Here is an 18,597-nt window from a genome sequence, read left to right on the forward strand (position 1 = left end):
ATGTCCTTAACGGTTACCCCCGACCCCAGAAGAGAAGAAAAAGGCTCGCGCATGACTCACGCCCCAGATCCCGCGGATCCCACAAAATTCGCCACCATCTGGCACGGCCTCGTCGACGCGTGGATCGAGGGCGACGGCACCCAGTTCCCGCCGCTTTCCGCCTCCTCCCGCAGCGTGCTCCGTCAGATCCAGCCCGTCCTCTTCATCAACGGGATCGCCGTGATGACCACGCCAAATGAATGGTCCAAGGGGGTCGTGGAGGGCGCACTCGCCGAGCCGATCGAACGGGTTCTCGGGGACATCCTGCAATCCCCAGTCACCCTCAGCCTCTCCATCCGGGAAGCCGAGCCGGAGGACACAGCCCAGCCGACCAACACCAACACCGTCCCGGGCGCAGCCGAACAACAGGCCCCCGCCGGCCATTCCGCGGTCCACACGCCAGCACGATCCACCCCAGCTGCTCATTCGACAACAGCGCCCGCGCCGGCAACCCCCACAGCAGCAGAGGCGCGAGCACCACAATCCACGGCGCCATCCCAGCCCTCTGCACCCGCGGAATCCCCACAGCACGACCCGAAGCAGGACGAGCACACCCGCATCCTCGCCGCCGAGCGCCTAGCCCAGCAGCACCAGGGCGTCAACCAGCCAGAATCCCGCAACGAGGCCTTCGTGCCGGCCGAGGCGTCGTCGTCCCCAACCGCGGACACGGACGAGGGCGACCGGGACTCGGACACCTTGCTGAATAAGAAGTACACCTTCGAAAGCTTCGTCATCGGCGGCTCCAACCAGTTCGCGCACGCCGCCTGCCGCGCCGTCGCCGAAGCCCCAGCTCGCGCTTATAATCCGCTGTTCATCTGGGGCGAATCCGGGCTCGGCAAAACCCACCTGCTGCACGCCATCGGCCACTATGCCAAGGAGCTGCAGCCGGACATGCGCGTGCGCTACGTCTCCAGTGAAGAACTAACCAATGACTTCATTAACTCCATCGCCAACGACCGCCGCGAGGAGTTCAAGCGCGAATACCGCAACCTGGACATGCTGATCGTGGACGATATCCAGTTCCTGCAGGGCAAGGAATCCACGCAGGAGGAGTTCTTCCACACCTTCAACGCACTGCACCAGGCGAATAAGCAGATCGTGCTCTCCTCCGACCGTCCGCCGCGGCAGCTGACCACGCTGGAGGACCGCCTGCGCACGCGTTTCGAGGGCGGGTTGATTACGGACGTCCAAACCCCGGACCTGGAAACCCGCATGGCGATTCTGTCCCGGAAGGCGGCCGCGGAGGGCACCACGCTGCCGGAGGATGTGCTCGAGCTGATCGCGAGCCGGTACGAGACCTCCATCCGCGAGCTGGAGGGCGCGCTGATCCGCGTGACGGCATATTGCTCCCTGGGTAAGGAGCCAATCACGAAGCAGGCTGCGGAGATCGCGCTGCGGGACATCATGCCGGTCGACGATGTGCAGATGACCCCGCAGGTCATCATCGATGTGGTGTCCTCTTATTTCGACCTGACCGTCGATGAGCTGGTGGGGAAGGGGCGCACGAAGCGTTTCGTGCAGGCGCGCCAGATCGCGATGTATCTGTGCCGTGAGCTGACAGATCTTTCGCTGCCGAAGCTGGGGCAAGCCTTTGGCGGCCGCGACCACACGACGGTCATGCACGCGGAGCGGCGCATTCGGGAGCAGTTGACGGAGGATCGCGTCACCTTTAACGAGGTCCAGGAGCTGACGCAGCGCGCGAAGGCCGCGGCGCGGGGTTAGTCCTTCTTTCTCGAGCTTTCTTCGGGGAGTTCCGCAGGTTTCGGGACGTCAACGCGTTCGTTGGGGTTTCTGCGGGCGTTTTGTGGGGCGGTTCCCGCGGCAGGGGCTTGAAGTTAAGGACGTCCGCGCGCGGCGACGGCGCCCGGTTTTCTTGAAATTTGGGGCTTTCACACCGAATTGTGTTTGGGGGCGGAAACGCAAATTTTTGGGGGTGACGGTGAGAGCTCGGGGGATCGTCGTCCACAGTTGTGCACAGTTATCCACAGCGTTCGGTGGATAACTCACCCGGAATGTGGATAAAAATAGGTCTGTGACCATGATTTTCCGGAGTTATCCACATGTCCACAGGGTTTTCCACAAGCGTAATTACAAGTTTGTGTTTTCGGGTGGATCAAGTTGGGGTTCAAGGTTGAAGCTCGTGACCTGGGGTTTCTGTGGATAACTACCCAGATCTTGGGAAACCGCAGGTGGATGGGCTGTGGATAACTCGCGAATGACAAAAGTTATCCACAATTGGGCACAGTTATCCACAGAGTCGTCCACCCGAACCCCACACCCCGATTCGGCCCCCGGCGTGGGTAAATGACATGTTTTCCACAGTTTTCACACCCCCTACTAACACTGCTGAACTTCCCAATTGGCAAAGAGAGAAGAAATTGGTGGTGTGCATAGTCCCGGTCTGCCCGGCGAAGCCGTGCCAAGCCGCGAAGGGGAGCGAATAACAAGCAAGCGCACTTTCTTCGGCCGTGTCCGGTGCGTCGGCTAGTCTTGAGACTCGAAGAAAAAGACAAAGTTTTGAAGCACGTTCAAGGCGATGAACGTTGACCGGAGGGACAGCTCAGCATGGAGCAAGAAAATGTGAGTTTCTCGGTTGCGAAGGATGATTTCGCATCTGCACTGGCATGGGTCGCCCGTGCGCTGCCCACGAAGCCAACCCAGCCGATCCTGCGTGGCGTGATGATCCTCGCGGATGACGATGGCCTGGAGCTGTCGGGCTTCGACCGGGAAGTCTCCACCCGCGTGCGCGTGAATGCCAATGTTGACGAACCAGGCCGCATCCTCGTGGCCGGTAAGTTGGCATCCGACATCGTCGGCGCACTTCCGGGTAAGGAAATCACCATGGAGTACTCCGGCTCCACGGTCCTGGTTCGCAGCAGCAGCTCCCGCTTCGAACTTCCCGCGATGACCATCGAGGATTACCCAGTCCTGCCGGACATGCCGGCCGTGACCGGCACCATCGACCCGAATCTCTTCACCGAGGCCATCAGCCAGGTAGCGATCGCAGCGGGTAAGGACGACACCCTCCCGATGCTCACCGGTATCCGCATGGAGATCGAGGGCGAAAATGTGGTTCTCGCAGCAACCGACCGCTTCCGCCTGGCTGTTCGTAGCTTCCAGTGGAACCCGGCGTCCGCCGACGCTAAGGCTGAGCTGCTGATCCCGGCCCGCACGCTGGCGGACACCGCCCGCACCCTGGATCACAGCCTCAACGATCCGATCGAGATCGCCATCGGTTCAGGGGAGGACATCGGTGCGGACGGCCTGCTCGGCATCGTCACCGATGCCCGCCGCACGACCACCCGCCTGCTGGATGCGGACTTCCCGAAGTTCCGCCCGCTGCTGCCGGCCCGCCACAACGCGATGGCCTCCGTGGAGATCGCACCGCTGCTGGACGCGATCCGCCGTGTCTCCCTGGTCGCGGAGCGTAATTCCCAGATCCGGATGCACTTCGAGGAGTCCACGCTGACCCTTTCCGCCGGCGGCTCCGATGTTGGTCAGGCCGAGGAAGTCCTGAACTGCGCCTACCACGGCGAGCCGCTGACCATCGCCTTCAACCCGGCGTACCTCAAGGACGGCCTGAGCGCGATCCACACCGAGCGCGTGGTCTTCGGATTCACCCAGCCTTCCCGCCCCGCGATCCTCATTCCTGCCCCGGCCGAGCTGCCGGAGGCCGAGGAGGACGGCACCTTCCCGGACCCGGAGACCAACTTCAAGTACCTGCTCATGCCGGTGCGCCTGCCGGGCTAAAGCCCGCGCGAACCCTCGGCATAGAGTGGAAACATGTTTGTCCGCAGCCTAGAACTCCACGACTTCCGGTCGTGGCGGGAACTCTCGCTGCAGCTGGACCCGGGTGTCACGGTGTTCTCCGGGCCCAACGGGCACGGCAAGACCAACATCGTCGAGGCCCTGGGCTACCTGGCCCACCTGGGCTCCCACCGGGTCAACACCGATTCCGCGCTGGTCCGGGAAGGCCAACAGATCGCCCGGGTCTCTGCCACGGCGGTGAACCACAACCGGGAGCTCACAGCTCATATCGCGATCCGTGGCCACGGATCCAACCGTGCCCACATCAACCGCACGCAGCTGGCCACCACCAGCGAGCTGCTGGGCATCGTCCGCACCACCCTGTTCTCCCCGGAGGACCTCGCCCTGGTGCGCGGCGAACCGGAGCAGCGCCGCAAGTTCCTCGACGAGATCATGGTCGCCCGCTACCCGCGGCTGGCGGCGGTGAAGGCGGATTACGATAAGTCCCTGCGCCAGCGCAACGCTCTGCTGCGCAATAACGCCTACGCCCTGCGTATCGCCCCCGAAAACGACGCGGAACGCCTTTCTGCCCTCGCCACCCTGGACGTCTGGGATGCCCAGCTGGCCGCGTTGGGCGGGCAGATCATGTCCGCGCGGGTGCAGATCGCCCATGACCTCGCACCACACGTTGCGCAGACCTACGCCCGGCTCGCCCCGGAGTCCCGGCCCGCGCACATGGCGTACACCTCGACCGTGGACGCGGACCTGGCCCAGGTTGGTGTGCTGTTGGGGGAGGCGGAGCTCGAGCGCGACCCAGCAGCCGAGCTGGCGTTGCTCTCTCCGGAGGTCGCGGAGGCCACGTTGCTGCAGGCCTACGCCCGCAAGCGCACCCAGGAGGTGGACCGCGGCACCACGCTGATCGGCCCGCACCGCGACGACCTCGTGCTCATGCTGGGCACCCAGCCCGCCAAGGGTTTTGCCTCTCACGGGGAATCCTGGTCCTTCGCCCTGGCGCTGAGGCTCGGCGCGTTCTTCATGCAGCGCGAGGATGGCGTGGAACCGGTGGTCATCTTGGATGACGTTTTCGCGGAGCTGGATTCCTCCCGACGTCAACAGCTCGTCGGGCTGCTCACCGAAGCCGAGCAGGTGCTCATCACCGCGGCCGTGGGTGAAGATATTCCCGCTGAGCTGCGGGATATCGCCACGTTCCATGATGTTCGCGCGGTGCATGTCACCGAGGAAGGCCAGCAGCGGCGGATCTCCGTGATCGACGAGACCATCCCCCGCGATAGCGTCCCGGAGCAGGCCGAGGAGCACGCCGCTGAACCCAGCGAAGCGAAGCGAGCCGTCGGAGAGCCAGGTGAGACGGGGGAAAACTTCGAGCACTTCGAGCCGGCCGCCGATGAGGGTGAGGGCCCGGGGTCGGCGGCCTCCACCGGCGGTGAGCAGGCGTGACGGAACACCAGCCACGCGAGCAGCAGTCGCGTGAGAATTCCAACCGCGAGGAGCAGTTCCTCGACCCCGTCGCCCAAGCACTGGAAGCCATCAAAAAAAGCCGGCGGCAAGCCCGCGACCGGCAAAAACGCCGATCTTCCCCGCATGGCTCGCAGGAACGGCTGGAACCGGGGCCGCCGGGGCACGCTCGCGGAACCCGCCACAGACTCCGGCAGCACCGGCAACACAGCGCGCACCAGCTCTGGCGTCCAGCGCATCAAAACCCGCATGGACGGCCGCGCCGACCGCAGCTACCGCGACCCCGGCAGCTTCTCCGCCCTGCTCAGCCGCGAAATCCGGCGCCAGGGTTGGGAGGAAAACGTCGGTGTGCGCCGCCTCATGCAGGACTGGGAGCACCTCGTCGGCCCCACGATCGCCGCACACACCCGGCCGGTGAAATTCGACGAGAAAAACAAGTTCCTCCACGTCCAGAGCGACTCCACACCCTGGGCGACCCAACTTCGCCTTATCCAGGCGACCATCCTGTCGAAAATCGCCCAGGAGTTGGGGCCGGACGTCGTCGTCGAACTCAAGATTCACAACCCGGACTACGGGCCGCGACAGACCGGCCGCCTCCGCGTCCAAGGGCGGGGCAAACGCGATGATTACGGCTGAGTGCCACGGCGTGACCCGCAGCTCGCCCAGGCTGCCGGAAACTGTATTTTCGCAGGAAAAGCCGGTAGACTGGTGGAGTTAATTAGTGGCACACGAAGGAGTTTTACCCACCGTGGGTGCACCAGAACCGCAGAACACGCCAGCTCCGCACGAGCACAAGCCGGGTGACTACGACGCATCGTCGATCACCATCCTCGAGGGCCTCGAGGCAGTCCGGAAGCGCCCGGGCATGTACATCGGCTCCACGGGAGAGCGTGGCCTCCACCACCTCATCTGGGAGGTCGTGGACAACTCCGTGGACGAGGCGATGGCGGGCTACGCCAAGAAGGTCTCCGTCACGCTGAAGGAGGACGGCTCCGTCGAGGTTTCCGACGACGGCCGTGGCATCCCGGTGGAGATGCACCCTTCCGGCGCCCCGACCGTACAGGTCGTCATGACGCAGCTGCACGCCGGCGGTAAGTTCGACTCCGATTCTTACGCAGTCTCCGGTGGTCTGCACGGTGTTGGTATTTCCGTGGTCAACGCCCTGTCCACCCGCGTGGAAACCCGCATCGTTCGCGATGGCTTCGAGTGGTACCAGGAGTTCGTCAACGCGGTGCCGCAGGAGCTCGTGCAGGGCAAGAAGAAGCGCGGTTCCGGCACCACCCAGCGGTTCTGGCCGGACCCGGAGATCTTCGAGACCGTGGAGTTCAACTTCGACACGGTCGCCAAGCGCCTGCAGGAAATGGCATTCCTGAATAAGGGCCTGACCATCACCCTCACCGACGAGCGCCCGGAGGCCATCGAGGCCGAGGACCCGGAGGAGCAGCTCGAGGACCTCACCGAGCAGGCTGAGGCGCCGAAGTCCGCTGAGGAGCGCCAGGCGGAGGAAGAGGCCAAGAAGAAGAAGGGCCCGCGCACCAAGACGTACCACTACCCGGAGGGTCTGAAGGACTACGTCGCGTTCATCAACCGCAAGAAGCAGCCGATCCACCCGACGATCGTCAGCTTCGACGCCAAGGGCGAGGACCACGAGGTCGAGGTCGCGCTGCAGTGGAACGACGGCTACCAGCAGTCCGTCCATACCTTCGCGAACACGATCAACACCTTCGAGGGCGGTACCCACGAGGAGGGCTTCCGCGCCGCGATGACCTCCCTGATCAACCGTTACGCGCGTGATCAGAAGCTGCTGAAGGAGAAGGACTCCAACCTCACCGGCGACGACGTCCGTGAGGGTCTGGCTGCCGTCATTTCCGTCCGCGTCGGTGACCCGCAGTTCGAGGGCCAGACGAAGACGAAGCTGGGCAACACCGAGATCCGCGGTTTCGTGCAGCGCGCGATCAATGAACACCTTTCCGACTGGCTGGATGCCAACCCGGCTGAGGCTAAGGTCATCGTGCAGAAGGCTGTGGCCTCCGCGCACGCTCGCCAGGCGGCTCGTAAGGCGCGTGACCTGGTGCGCCGCAAGTCTGCCTCCGATATGGGCGGGCTGCCAGGCAAGCTGGCCGACTGCCGTTCCAAGGATCCGATCAAGTCCGAGCTTTACGTGGTGGAGGGTGACTCCGCAGGTGGCTCCGCGAAGTCCGGCCGCGATTCGATGTACCAGGCCATCCTGCCCCTGCGCGGCAAGATCCTGAACGTCGAGAAGGCCCGCATGGACCGCGTTCTGAAGAACGCCGAGGTGCAGGCAATCATCACCGCGCTGGGCACCGGCATTCACGATGAGTTCGACATCAACAAGCTGCGCTATCACAAGATCGTGCTGATGGCCGACGCCGACGTGGACGGCCAGCACATCGCAACGCTGCTGCTCACTCTGCTGTTCCGCCTGATGCGTCCGCTCGTCGAGGGCGGCTATGTGTACCTCGCCCAGCCGCCGCTGTACAAGCTGAAGTGGGGCAAGGGCGAGCCGGGTTACGCGTTCTCAGACCGGGAGCGCGATGAGCAGCTGAAAAAGGGCCTGGAAGAGGGCCGCAAGATCGACACGGATGATGGCATCCAGCGCTACAAGGGTCTCGGCGAGATGAACCCGAAGGAGCTGTGGGAGACCACGATGGATCCCACCACCCGCACGCTGCGCCAGGTGTCCCTGGAGGACGCGGAGGCTGCTGACGAGCTGTTCAGCATCCTGATGGGTGACGACGTTGTCGCCCGCCGTAGCTTCATCACCCGCAACGCGCGCGACGTCCGTTTCCTGGACGTCTAGGGTTCGGGTTTAAGGCTGGGGGAGGTCGACGTCGACGTCAGCGTTGGCGCCCGCGTGGGGTGGTCGGTGAGGGGCGGTGCTGGGTGAGGGGGCCAGCGCCGACCGGTGACCCAAGATTAGGCCCCTAATCTTGGGTCCAGTGGGGGTGAATCCAAGATTATTGGGTGAAACTTGGGTCTTAGCGCTATCGAAAGCCCTTTTTAAAGCTCTTTGCTAGGCGAGGGGCGCTTCTAAAGAGCTCGCGGCCTCAGCCCAAAGCATTATCTTGATATAGCCAAATGTGTTCGTGGGCACACATATCATGTGACGGGTGAGTGAAAATAACGTAGTTTCCGTCGAGGATGTGCACCGTCAGTGGGTTCACGTGCAGATGGCGGACGGCAGCACCACGGCCGTGCGCATCTTCACCCCACCGCTAGCCGGCGGCGAAGGCCCAGCTAGCCCGGCTCCGGCAGCAGCCCAGGCAGGCGCCGAGAACGGCACCGCAGCCGAACCCCGCACCGCTGCGGAGAGCGGCCATGATGGGAAGAAACCCCTGGTCATCCTGTGGCCGGGCTTCGGTGTCGGCGCCCGCTATTACGAGCCGATCGCCAAGGAGCTCGCCACCCGCGGCTGGATCGTCGCCATCGGCGAGTTGCACGGCCAGGGCGAATCCACCGCCGCCGCTAGCCGCACCCAGGACTGGGGCTATCACGATCTGGCGAGCTCCGATTTCCCGCGCACCATCCGCGCGGTCAAGCGCCGCTTGGAGCTGGGGGAGAAGTACCCGACCATCATGCTGACCCACTCGATGGGTGGGCAGATGGCTGCAGTGTTCCTGGCGCGCCCGGAGGCTAAGGAGCTCAACGTCCTGGGCTACATGGGGGTTGGTACCGGCACCCCGTATTACCGGGGTTTCACCGGACGCACCCGCATCGAGCTCAGGCTCGGCTCCCTGTTGATGAGCGCGATTGTGCTGGCCCGCGGCTACCAGCCGGAGGGCCTGTTGGATATCGCAAATTACGGCCGGCAGGCGCGCAACCACATCCTGGAATGGACCAAGCTCGCGCAGCGCAATAGCTTTAAAAACCTGCACGGCCAGGACATGGACTATGTCGCGGCGATGGCGGAGACGCAGACGAATATCCTGCTCACCCGCTTCTCCAATGACGATGACTGCCCCCTCGACTCCGCGAAGAACCTCGCCCTGCTCTTCCCGCAGGGCTGCGTTGCGGTGGAGGAGTATCCCGCGGAGGTGGAGCAGCTCGGCCACAATCGCTGGGCGCGCCAGCCGCAGGTCGTGGCCGACCGGTTCGAGCGCTGGGCCGCCACGGTCGAGGCCTAGGCCTTCAGGGCGGCGTTATGTGTGGGGCGCTGCCCTAACTGAGCCCATGAGCCCGGGCCCTTAGGCCTCAAAGTTTGTGGCGGGGCCTTAGGACTCACCGCCCGTTTCGGGGCCTTAGCCCTCCTCCGGTGTGGACACCGCCGGGTTCGCGAGCGTGGCGTTGTGCCCCATCAGCACGGCCGGGCCCTCCAGCACCACGCCTGGTCGCATGTGCTTCTTCAGCTCCTCGGTTGCCGGCAGGCAGGCCGTGAGCGCGAAGCCACGGGCATTCGGCGTGTCCTGCACGACGAAGAACTGCTTGCCAGTGAGCTCATTGGTCGCGCCCCGAATCCCAGCGACGGTGATCCGCACGTGGTTCCACGGGTTAATCGCGTCGGTGTCACCGTCGAAGAAGGCCTGGGCAGCTGGGGAGATCAGCCGCGGCTTCGTGATGACACCGTCCTCGCGCACATGCTCCGGATGGGCCTGCCGCCAGGCTGCCTCGCTGGGGTAGAGGTGCATCTTGCCGCCACCCAGCGCTGCGGTGAGGCAGAAGTTCACCAGCGGGATCATGCCGTCCTCGTCGGCGTTCGTGGCGACCTTGCCTTCCTTGACGACCTCTGGCCCGGAGACCTTCGAATAGGAGAAGAAATCATCAACGGCACAGGTCACGCGGGCGGCGATCTCCCCTTCGGTGTTGACTACGTCCACGAGCGCGACCGTCGGGGTGATCAGACCCACCCGCGCGGCCGTGGTATCGGGGTGCATGAGGGAGACCGCGACGGTGGAGTTGTTCTCCCCCATGAAACGGATCATTCGCGCACCGGAGGGATCGATGTACGGGGAGATCATCTTGAAGCCGTGCGCATTCGCAAGCCCCTGGTTCTGCTCCTCGAAGGACCGGTGGATCATCTGGTCCAGTGGCTCCCCATAGAAGCCGAGGGCTGCGAATTCCGCCTGTGGGGTTGGGAGAATGTTCTGAGCCATGCTGTTCGCCTGCACTTTGCCTTTCCTGTTCTGGCTGGGCTTTTTAAGCCGGCGCTTTCTTCTCCCTCCATTCTGGCAGAGGCTGGGGCGGATTGTTTCACGTGAAACATTCGGGTGGCCGACGGGGCGACGTCCTCGACAAGAATGCCCCTCACGGATGTCGAGTTCGATAGGGACGACGTCCGTCCCGGTTACGGTCGCCCGAGAACCGACCTACCCGATGCGGTAGCGCTGGACGTCGACGAACTCCCGCTTCGCCTCCCCGGAAATTCCGCCCTCGGCGATGATCCGGCTTAAAAATTCGGCGCTGAGCTTCGGTGTGCGGGTCTGCGTGGCGTAGTCGTTGTGGACAAGGCCGAAGCGTTGCGCCTCGCCGTCCGCCCACTCCCAGTTATCCACGAAGCACCAGTGGTAATAGCGCTCAAACGGCAGGTCAGATGCGCTAATTGCGGCCAGATGGTCGTAGATGAAGCGGCAGCGGAAGTTCTCCAGACTCGTCGGGCTGCCGTTATCGCAGGTGCCGTTCTCCGTGACCCAGATTGGCGCGGGGTAGCGCTCGTGCATCCAGCCGGCGCACTCGATGAGGCCCTGCGGGTAGATCTCCCAACCGAGGTCATTGACCGGCTTGCCGGGCAGCGTGCCGTCCTCGAAGCCCGCGGACGCCGTGCGCGAGTAGTAATTCAGCCCCAGGTAGTCGTAGTACTTGCCCGGCGAGATATCGGAAGGCTGGCGGCCCAGCACGCCCCGGAACTTCCCGCCCAGCATCGCGTGGCTCAGCTCGTCCTGGAAGAGGAAGGCGCTGGACCGAGAGGCCAGCCGGTGCAACGGATTACGCTCCTGAGCAGGCACGAAGGAGCGCATGTGGTGCGCGAAGCCGACCCGCGCGCCCGACTGAATCCCATGGATCAGGCGGTATGCCCGGCAGTGCGCGATCGCCATGTTCCGCATCACCTTCAGCGCCAGCCGGTAGGACTTCTTCGCCGGCGGTGCCTCGTGGAAGAGGAAGCCGGAGGTGGCGTACACATTCGGCTCGTTAATGGTGACCCAGTCCGTGACCAGGTCGGATAGCCCCTTGACCACGTGGCCCACGAAGCGCAGCCAGTGGGCGATATTCTCCGGCTTCTCCCATTCGCCGAGCCGCTGGAACCACAGCGGATTATTGAAGTGGTGCAGGGTCACCAGCGGTACCATCCCGCGCTCCTTGACCAGCGCGATTTCCTCCCGGTAGCGGTCCATCGCGGCGGTGTCCCACTGCCCGGGCGCGGGCTCGATGCGGGACCATTCGATGCCCATCCGGTAGGTCTTGAGCCCCAGGGAACCCATGAGCTCGGTGTCCTCCCGCCACCGGTTCCAGTGGTCGTTGGCGCGCAGCGGGCTGGTGCCGTCGGCGATGGTGCCGGGGTATTGAGCCCACTCGTACCAGTTGTTGTTCCGGTCGCCGCCCTCGATCTGTAGGGAGGACGTCGCCGTCCCGATCATCAGCTTGCCCAGCGGTAGGAAGGTGGTGGGGGAGGAAGGCATCGTTTTCTCCTTCGGTTGTGGGTTGTTTTGTTCAGCGGTCGCGCGGAAAGTTTTGCGCTTAGCGGGTGGATTGGATCTTTAGGACGAGGACGCCTCCGGCCAGGCACATCGCACCTGCCAGGAGATAGAGCCCCGTGTAGCCCCCGAGCAGGCTGAGAGCGATCGCTGCGATGGAAGGGGCCAGCGTGTTCGGCAGCAGGACGGCGAGGTTCATCAGGCCCATGTGGGTAGCGCGCTCCTGCTCGGTGGGGAGCACGGCGTTGACGAGGGCCTGGTCGATAGCTTGGTACACACCCCAGCTGAGCCCCAGGATCACGGCACCGACCACGACCACGGTGAAGGAGCTGGTGAAGGCCAGCACCGCGCAGGCGCCGGCCACCCCGGCGGCGGAGAAGAGGATGAAGGGCTTGCGGGCGCCGAGCTTGTCGGAGAACCAGCCAGACCACAGGGCGGTGGCGACCACGCAGCCGGCGAACACAGCCGTGAGTATCAGCACACCGAGCTCGGGGTCGTGGAAGCCGATGCGGTCGCGCAGGTAGTAGAGCAGGAAGAATAGCGCGATGGCCTGGGCCAGCATCAGCAGTAGGCGGGTGATGAACATCCAGTAGAAGTCCGGGGCGTCCTTCGGGTTGGGGACGACGCGCCGGGCGCCCGTGAGGCCCGTGGGTGCCGTTTCTGTGGCACCGGCTTTCGGCTGTTCAGATGCGTGTTCAGCGCCGTGTGCGGGGCTGGCCGCCGGGCTTGTGTCCGGGCCCGCTACCGGGTCGGCGGAGCCCGCCAGCCAGGGGAGTGGTTCCCGGTCGCGGATGAGGAAGGGCACCGCCGTCGCTAGCAGCACGGCGATGACCGCGGCATAGGCCCAGGGGCGGGGGAGCGCGACGGAGAGTGCCGTACCGAGCACGATGCCCAGGGTGTAGGTCATACCCATCACGCCGGAGACGGTGCCGAACTGCCGCTCGGTGACCTGGTCGGGGACGATGGACTGCGTTGGCGTCACCGCGAGAGCGATGGCGAATTGGAAGACCATCCACGCCGCCAACAACAGGCCGTAACCCAGGCTGCGGGAATCCCCCGGAAGCGTTGCGGTCCATCCCGCGACACCGAGTGCTACCGAGGCGATCGTGATGCCCGCGATGATCCACGGGGTGCGGCGGCCCAGCGAGGAGCGCGTCCGGTCGGAGAAAATCCCCGCGAGCGGGGAGGCGAGCAGGCTGACAAGCCCGCCGGCCGTCATTAGTAGCGCGAGCTGGCGTTCCTTATCGTCCGGGAACCACACGAGGATCTGGGCGGAGAGCAGAAGATTCGTCGGGGCTGCCCATGCGATGTTCTGGCCGAGGTACATCAGGCCAAAGCGTGAGATCCATCCCCGGGAGACTTCTTGCTTGGGGCTTTGCACAACAGTCACGGGGAAAATCATAGTTTTCTCGGCAAACGTTTTTGGGTTTTTAAGAATCCCCGCCACTGGTCCGTGCGCTCAAAAACTGTGCGCTGACGTGGTAGAATGGTTGGGTCTATTCCAAGTAGAAAGGTTCACCAACTCCAGTGAGCGACGATACTAACGGTGGAGATAACCTGTTCGACCGCATCGAACCGATCGACTTGCAGAAGGAGATGCAGAACAGCTACATCGATTACGCCATGAGCGTGATCGTGGGCCGTGCCCTCCCGGAGGTTCGGGACGGCATGAAGCCGGTTCACCGGCGCATTCTCTACGCCATGTTCGACAACGGCCACCGGCCGGAACGCGGATACGTCAAGTCCGCGAAGCCAGTGGCAGAGACCATGGGTAACTACCACCCACACGGTGACTCCGCGATCTACGACACCCTCGTGCGCATGGCTCAGCCGTGGTCGATGCGCTACCCGCTCGTCGACGGGCAGGGTAACTTCGGCTCCCGCGGTAACGACGGTGCTGCAGCAATGCGTTACACCGAGTGCCGCCTTACCCCGCTGGCGATGGAGATGGTCCGCGACATCCGCGAGGACACTGTCGTCTTCCAGCCGAACTACGACGGCAAGACCTCCGAGCCGACCGTCCTGCCCTCCCGCGTCCCGAACCTGCTGATGAACGGTTCCGGCGGCATCGCCGTCGGCATGGCGACCAATATCCCGCCGCACAACCTCAACGAGCTCGCGGACGCCATCTACTGGCTCCTGGAGAACCCGGAGGCCGAGGAAGCAGAGGCCCTCGAGGCCTGCATGGGCTTCGTGAAGGGCCCGGACTTCCCGACCGCCGGCCTCATCGTCGGCGAGAAGGGCATCGACGACGCCTACCGCACCGGCCGCGGCTCCATCCGCATGCGCGGCAAGGCCGAGATCGAGGAAGAGGGCTCCCGTCAGGTCATCGTCATCACCGAGCTGCCGTACCAGGTCAACCCCGATAACCTGGTCAGCTCCATCGCCGAGCAGGTCCGCGACGGCAAGCTCAAGGGCATCTCCAAGATCGACGACGAATCCTCCGACCGCGTCGGCCTGCGCATCGTCGTCACCCTGAAGCGCGATGCCGTGCCGCGCGTGGTGCTGAACAACCTCTACAAGCACTCGCAGCTGCAGACCAGCTTCGGTGCGAACATGCTGTCCATCGTCGACGGCGTGCCACGCACCCTCCGCCTGGACCAGATGCTCTCGCTGTACGTCAAGCACCAGATCGACGTCATCGTCCGACGTACCCAGTTCCGCCTCCGCAAGGCCGAGGAAGACGCTCACATCCTGCGCGGCCTGGTTAAGGCACTGGACGCATTGGACGAGGTCATCGCCCTGATCCGCAACTCCGCGACCGTGGATATCGCGCGCGAGGGCCTGATGGACCTGCTGACCGTCGACGAGATCCAGGCCAACGCCATCCTCGCGATGCAGCTGCGCCGCCTGGCAGCCCTCGAGCGCCAGAAGATCATCGACCAGCTGGCCGAGCTCGAGCGCATCATCGCCGACCTCGAGGACATCCTCGCCAAGCCGGAGCGCCAGCGCGCCATCGTCCGCGACGAGCTCGCCGAGATCGTCGAGAAGTACGGCGACGAGCGCCGCACCCAGATCGTCTCCGCCACCGGCGACGTCTCCGAAGAGGACCTCATCGCCCGCGAGAACGTCGTCGTGACCATCACCTCGACCGGCTACGCGAAGCGCACGAAGGTGGACAGCTACCGCAACCAGCGACGCGGCGGCAAGGGTGTGCGCGGTGCCGAGCTGCGACAGGACGACGTCGTCCGTCACTTCTTCGTCTGCTCCACGCACGACACCGTCCTGTTCTTCACGAACATGGGCCGGATGTACCGCCTGAAGACCTACGAGCTGCCGGAAGCGACCCGCACCGCACGCGGCCAGCACGTCGCCAACCTGCTGGAATTCCAGCCGGGCGAGCAGATCGCACAGGTCATCCAGATCCAGTCCTTCGAGGACGCCCCGTACCTGGTGCTCGCCACCGCGCAGGGCCGTGTGAAGAAGTCCCGCCTCACGGACTACGCCACCACCCGTTCCTCCGGCCTGATCGCCATCAACCTCAACGAGGGCGACAAGCTGATCGGCGCGCAGCTGTGCTCCGCCGAGGACGACCTGCTGCTGGTCTCCGAGGAAGGCCAGGCCATGCGCTTCACCGCCGACGACGAGACGCTGCGCCCAATGGGCCGTGCCACCGCCGGCGTGTACGGCATGCGCTTCCGCGGTGAGGACCAGCTGCTGGCCATGACGGTCGTGCAGGAGGACTCCGCGCTGTTCGTCGCCACCTCCGGTGGTTACGGCAAGCGCACCCCGATGGAGGAGTACCCGGCGAAGGGCCGTGGCGGCCTGGGCGTTGTGGCCTTCAAGTACCAGAAGTCCCGCGGCAAGCTGATCGGCGCGCTGACGGTCACCGAGGATGACGAGATCCTCGCGATGACCAGCGCCGGTGGCGTGATCCGCACCGAGGTCAACCAGATCCGCGAGACCGGCCGCTCCACCATGGGCGTGCGCCTGGTCGACCTGGATAAGGGCGTTGAGCTCGTCGCCGTCGACCGCAACGTCGAGGAAGAGGCGGAAGAAGAGGTCGCCCAGGTCGAGTCGAAGCCGAAGGACGCTAAGAAGTGACCCCCGAGGGCACTGAGAAAGTGACCTCGGAGGCTAGCGACCAGGCGGCTGACGCGGTCGAGAAGGAGACGGCACCGGCCAAGGGCGCCGCCGGGGCCGAGAAGACGGCAACCGAGGCTTCGGTGACCGGAAAGGCGGCGTCTGAGAAGGCGACGTCCTGGAAGGCGCGGGCGCCGCGCGGACGGGAGCTGACGCTGACGGCCATCGACGTGCGCTCCGCCGGTCGGCTCGGCCTGGCGGCGGGCTGCGTCACCTTCGCGGTGTGGGTGCTGGCCTGGATGCTCCTGTGGCTCGTGCTGGCGGTAGCCGGCGTGTGGGGCCGCATGAACTCCCTGCTGGCGGACATCGCGGGCTTCGGCGGGATCTCCGGCTGGGGCGTGCTGGGCGCGGTGGCGCTCGTCGGCATCCTGGAGTTTTTCGTCGTCTGGGGCATCGTGCCGCTGGCTGCGCTGGTGTACAACGCGGCGGCGGATGTCCTCGGCGGGCTGAAGGTGCGCGTCGCGGATCCGGAGGACGCGGCGACGGAGATGCCGGACAACGTGGCCGCGCCGGAGACGTCGACAACGTCGGAAGAGGCCTAGCTCAAGGCCCTGCATTCTGGCGGAAGAAAACTTAATAAAACAGGGGCTGACCAGGCGATTTGGTTTATATCGCATCGCATGGATACACTAGTCCCTGTTCGAAGGGCCTATAGCTCAGGCGGTTAGAGCGCATCGCTGATAACGATGAGGTCGGTGGTTCGAGTCCACCTAGGCCCACCATTCGAACACACTTCGAATGAAGTTCGGGGCATTAGCTCAATTGGTAGAGCATCTGCTTTGCAAGCAGAAGGTCAGGAGTTCGATTCTCCTATGCTCCACGAAACAGCAGGTCAGAGGGTGTTTTCACCCCCTGGCCTGTTTTCGTTTTTGGTGTTTGTCCTGCTCAAGGACAGATTCCTTATGGCACGACACCCCCGCCCGTCGTGACTGTCCGACGGCGGACAGGGGTAGTTATGGCACGGTTATGGCACGGAATTCTTGGGGATCCACCCGGAAACTGCCCAGCGGACGGATCCAGGCTCGATACCTTGGACCAGACGGAAAGACCTACAAGGCACCCAACACGTTCCCAGACGAGCTCTCTGCTCTGGCATGGCTTGGGGATGTGCGTAAGACCATCGATCTTGGCTCCTGGGAGCCGCCGCAACTGAAGAAGATGAAGGTCGCTGTTCCCACGGTTGGCGAAGCGGTAGAACACTGGTTGTCAATGATGAAGGCCGGCGTGCGTGACTCCACGTACGCCACGTACTCAGCGATTGTCACCAACCGCGTGTTGAACGATGAAGCCCTATGCGCGGTCCCCGTGGACCGGCTCACGGTTGCAATGGTGGGGGAGTGGTGGGAGCGCACCGTCACCCGGTGGCCGGACACAGCACCCCGGAACCGCTCTGCGTACCAGAAGCTTGGCGCTGCGATAGCGCTGGCGGTGGAGTACGGCCACATTGACCACAACGTTGTTAACCTTCGGGCTGCGCGCCGGCAGGTGAAGCCGAAGGCCAAAGAATTGCCGGCCACCGCTGACATGCTCTCGATCCTGAACACGGTCCCGCACCGGTTCAGGTTGGTCACGGTGCTGTGCCTGTTCCACGGTCTGCGTCTCGGAGAAGCCCTGGGGATCCGGGGAGCGAACATCTCCCCGGATTGTGACACGATCACGGTGGAGGGCAACCTAGTCCGCGTCCAGGACGAAGACGGACGTTCCACGATGGTCCACCATGAGCCGAAGACACAGGCCGGCTACAGGACGGTCCCCGTGCTCACCGAGTTCATCCACGTCGTCCGGGAACACGTGGACACCTACAGGCCCGGTGCGGGCTGTTACGCCACCACAACGGCCACTGGGGAGCCTGTGATGGATACGGAGTACCGAAACGTCTTCCACGCGGCTCAGGACCGCGCAGGGATCACTGCGCGGATTACTCCCCACTACGGGCGTAACTGGTTGATTACCCGGCTCGCAGAAGCCGGGGCTACCCCGAAGGAGATTGGTCGCGTCCTCGGTCAAGAGGACGTTTCCACCATCGTTGGCGTCTACATGCGGGTGCGGGAGTCCCGCCCCGCTGAGCTCATGAACAGGATCTCGACTACGAAGCCCACCGGTCCATCGTCCGGTGGTGCTGTGAAGTAATCGCCGTAGGCGGATTCATGACGTGGATAGGCGCGCCGGGTTATCGCCGGCGCTCCTGATTCACTACAGGCATCACTAGGGTGCCGTGTCGCTGCCTCTCCGGCCAGCTCCACACAGTAGTTCTGGCAGGTTCGACGGAACCGTGCTTAGGCCGGTTCCACCACTTTCAGACCGACCACCGATAAGAGTGGTCGGGCTTGGTGCCCTCCCGCTTCCTGTTCGATCCCCAGGGCCCGTAAGAGGCCCCTGGGTATCTCACAACCGCCGAAGATGATCGTCCCCCGTGGACCATGAAGGCCACGGGGAACTCTCTGCTGTCTCTGTTCGGATCACGGGGCACAGACGGTGCCCCTAATCCTCACTGAGCCGAAGGGAGGGGGACGAAGTCCCCCGATGAAGAAGGTTGTAATTTTGGGGTGAATTACGATAGTAAGAGGGGGTACATTGCAACAATACACCCCATCTGACCTGGGGAAAC

12 protein-coding genes and 2 tRNA genes are annotated in these 18,597 nt (G+C 64.2%); 11 read left to right on the forward strand and 3 right to left on the reverse strand.

What is annotated here, in order from left to right; translation table 11 throughout:
- The 6 genes from dnaA to CU_RS00030 all read left to right on the forward strand — a co-directional run bounded on the left by dnaA (position 1) and on the right by CU_RS00030 (position 9,404).
- Positions 1 to 1,761 carry a chromosomal replication initiator protein DnaA gene (gene dnaA, locus CU_RS00005; RefSeq protein WP_012359267.1) on the forward strand — a complete coding sequence of 587 codons (1,761 nt, stop codon included), beginning with the start codon at positions 1 to 3 and terminating at the stop codon, positions 1,759 to 1,761.
- Positions 1,762 to 2,604: 843 nt separating this feature from the next.
- On the forward strand, positions 2,605 to 3,789 hold the full coding sequence (dnaN, locus tag CU_RS00010) for a DNA polymerase III subunit beta (RefSeq protein ID WP_012359268.1): 1,185 nt from the start codon (positions 2,605 to 2,607) through the stop codon (positions 3,787 to 3,789).
- A 33-nt stretch (positions 3,790 to 3,822) separates the two neighbouring features.
- Positions 3,823 to 5,241 (forward strand): DNA replication/repair protein RecF, encoded by a 1,419-nt coding sequence (recF, locus tag CU_RS00015; RefSeq protein WP_012359269.1) that lies wholly within the window; start codon positions 3,823 to 3,825, stop codon positions 5,239 to 5,241.
- A 144-nt stretch (positions 5,242 to 5,385) separates the two neighbouring features.
- A complete protein-coding gene (locus tag CU_RS00020) occupies positions 5,386 to 5,895 on the forward strand; it encodes a DciA family protein (protein WP_012359270.1) in 510 nt (169 codons plus the stop codon).
- A gap of 112 nt (positions 5,896 to 6,007) precedes the next feature.
- Complete coding sequence (gyrB, locus tag CU_RS00025; RefSeq protein WP_050816640.1) at positions 6,008 to 8,080, forward strand: DNA topoisomerase (ATP-hydrolyzing) subunit B; 2,073 nt, start codon at positions 6,008 to 6,010, stop codon at positions 8,078 to 8,080.
- Between the two features lie 310 nt (positions 8,081 to 8,390).
- A complete protein-coding gene (locus CU_RS00030; RefSeq protein WP_012359272.1) occupies positions 8,391 to 9,404 on the forward strand; it encodes an alpha/beta fold hydrolase in 1,014 nt (337 codons plus the stop codon).
- Between the two features lie 114 nt (positions 9,405 to 9,518).
- Here CU_RS00030 and CU_RS00035 read toward each other — a convergent pair whose 3' ends face one another.
- The 3 genes from CU_RS00035 to CU_RS00045 all read right to left on the reverse strand — a co-directional run bounded on the left by CU_RS00035 (position 9,519) and on the right by CU_RS00045 (position 13,296).
- Positions 9,519 to 10,370 carry a hypothetical protein gene (locus CU_RS00035; RefSeq protein WP_231837682.1) on the reverse strand — a complete coding sequence of 284 codons (852 nt, stop codon included), beginning with the start codon at positions 10,368 to 10,370 and terminating at the stop codon, positions 9,519 to 9,521.
- A gap of 213 nt (positions 10,371 to 10,583) precedes the next feature.
- Complete coding sequence (locus CU_RS00040; protein ID WP_012359274.1) at positions 10,584 to 11,891, reverse strand: glycoside hydrolase family 1 protein; 1,308 nt, start codon at positions 11,889 to 11,891, stop codon at positions 10,584 to 10,586.
- A gap of 58 nt (positions 11,892 to 11,949) precedes the next feature.
- Positions 11,950 to 13,296 carry an MFS transporter gene (locus tag CU_RS00045; protein ID WP_231837683.1) on the reverse strand — a complete coding sequence of 449 codons (1,347 nt, stop codon included), beginning with the start codon at positions 13,294 to 13,296 and terminating at the stop codon, positions 11,950 to 11,952.
- Positions 13,297 to 13,433: 137 nt separating this feature from the next.
- Between CU_RS00045 and gyrA the strand changes: the two genes are divergently transcribed.
- The 5 genes from gyrA (at position 13,434) to CU_RS00070 (ending at position 18,119) form a co-directional block, all read left to right on the forward strand.
- The gene (gene gyrA / locus CU_RS00050; RefSeq protein WP_012359276.1) at positions 13,434 to 15,950 is read left to right on the forward strand and encodes a DNA gyrase subunit A; all 2,517 of its coding nucleotides are present in this window, start codon (positions 13,434 to 13,436) and stop codon (positions 15,948 to 15,950) included.
- On the forward strand, positions 15,947 to 16,531 hold the full coding sequence (locus CU_RS00055) for a DUF3566 domain-containing protein (protein WP_012359277.1): 585 nt from the start codon (positions 15,947 to 15,949) through the stop codon (positions 16,529 to 16,531). Before gyrA ends, CU_RS00055 begins: the two co-directional genes overlap by 4 nt.
- 103 nt (positions 16,532 to 16,634) lie before the next feature.
- Positions 16,635 to 16,711 (forward strand) — tRNA-Ile (locus tag CU_RS00060).
- A gap of 25 nt (positions 16,712 to 16,736) precedes the next feature.
- A tRNA-Ala gene (locus tag CU_RS00065) sits at positions 16,737 to 16,809 on the forward strand.
- 146 nt (positions 16,810 to 16,955) lie between these two features.
- The gene (locus CU_RS00070; protein ID WP_081477605.1) at positions 16,956 to 18,119 is read left to right on the forward strand and encodes a tyrosine-type recombinase/integrase; all 1,164 of its coding nucleotides are present in this window, start codon (positions 16,956 to 16,958) and stop codon (positions 18,117 to 18,119) included.
- Positions 18,120 to 18,597: the final 478 nt, after the last annotated feature.

The sequence above is a fragment of the Corynebacterium urealyticum DSM 7109 genome, assembly GCF_000069945.1.
GTDB lineage: Bacteria > Actinomycetota > Actinomycetes > Mycobacteriales > Mycobacteriaceae > Corynebacterium > Corynebacterium urealyticum.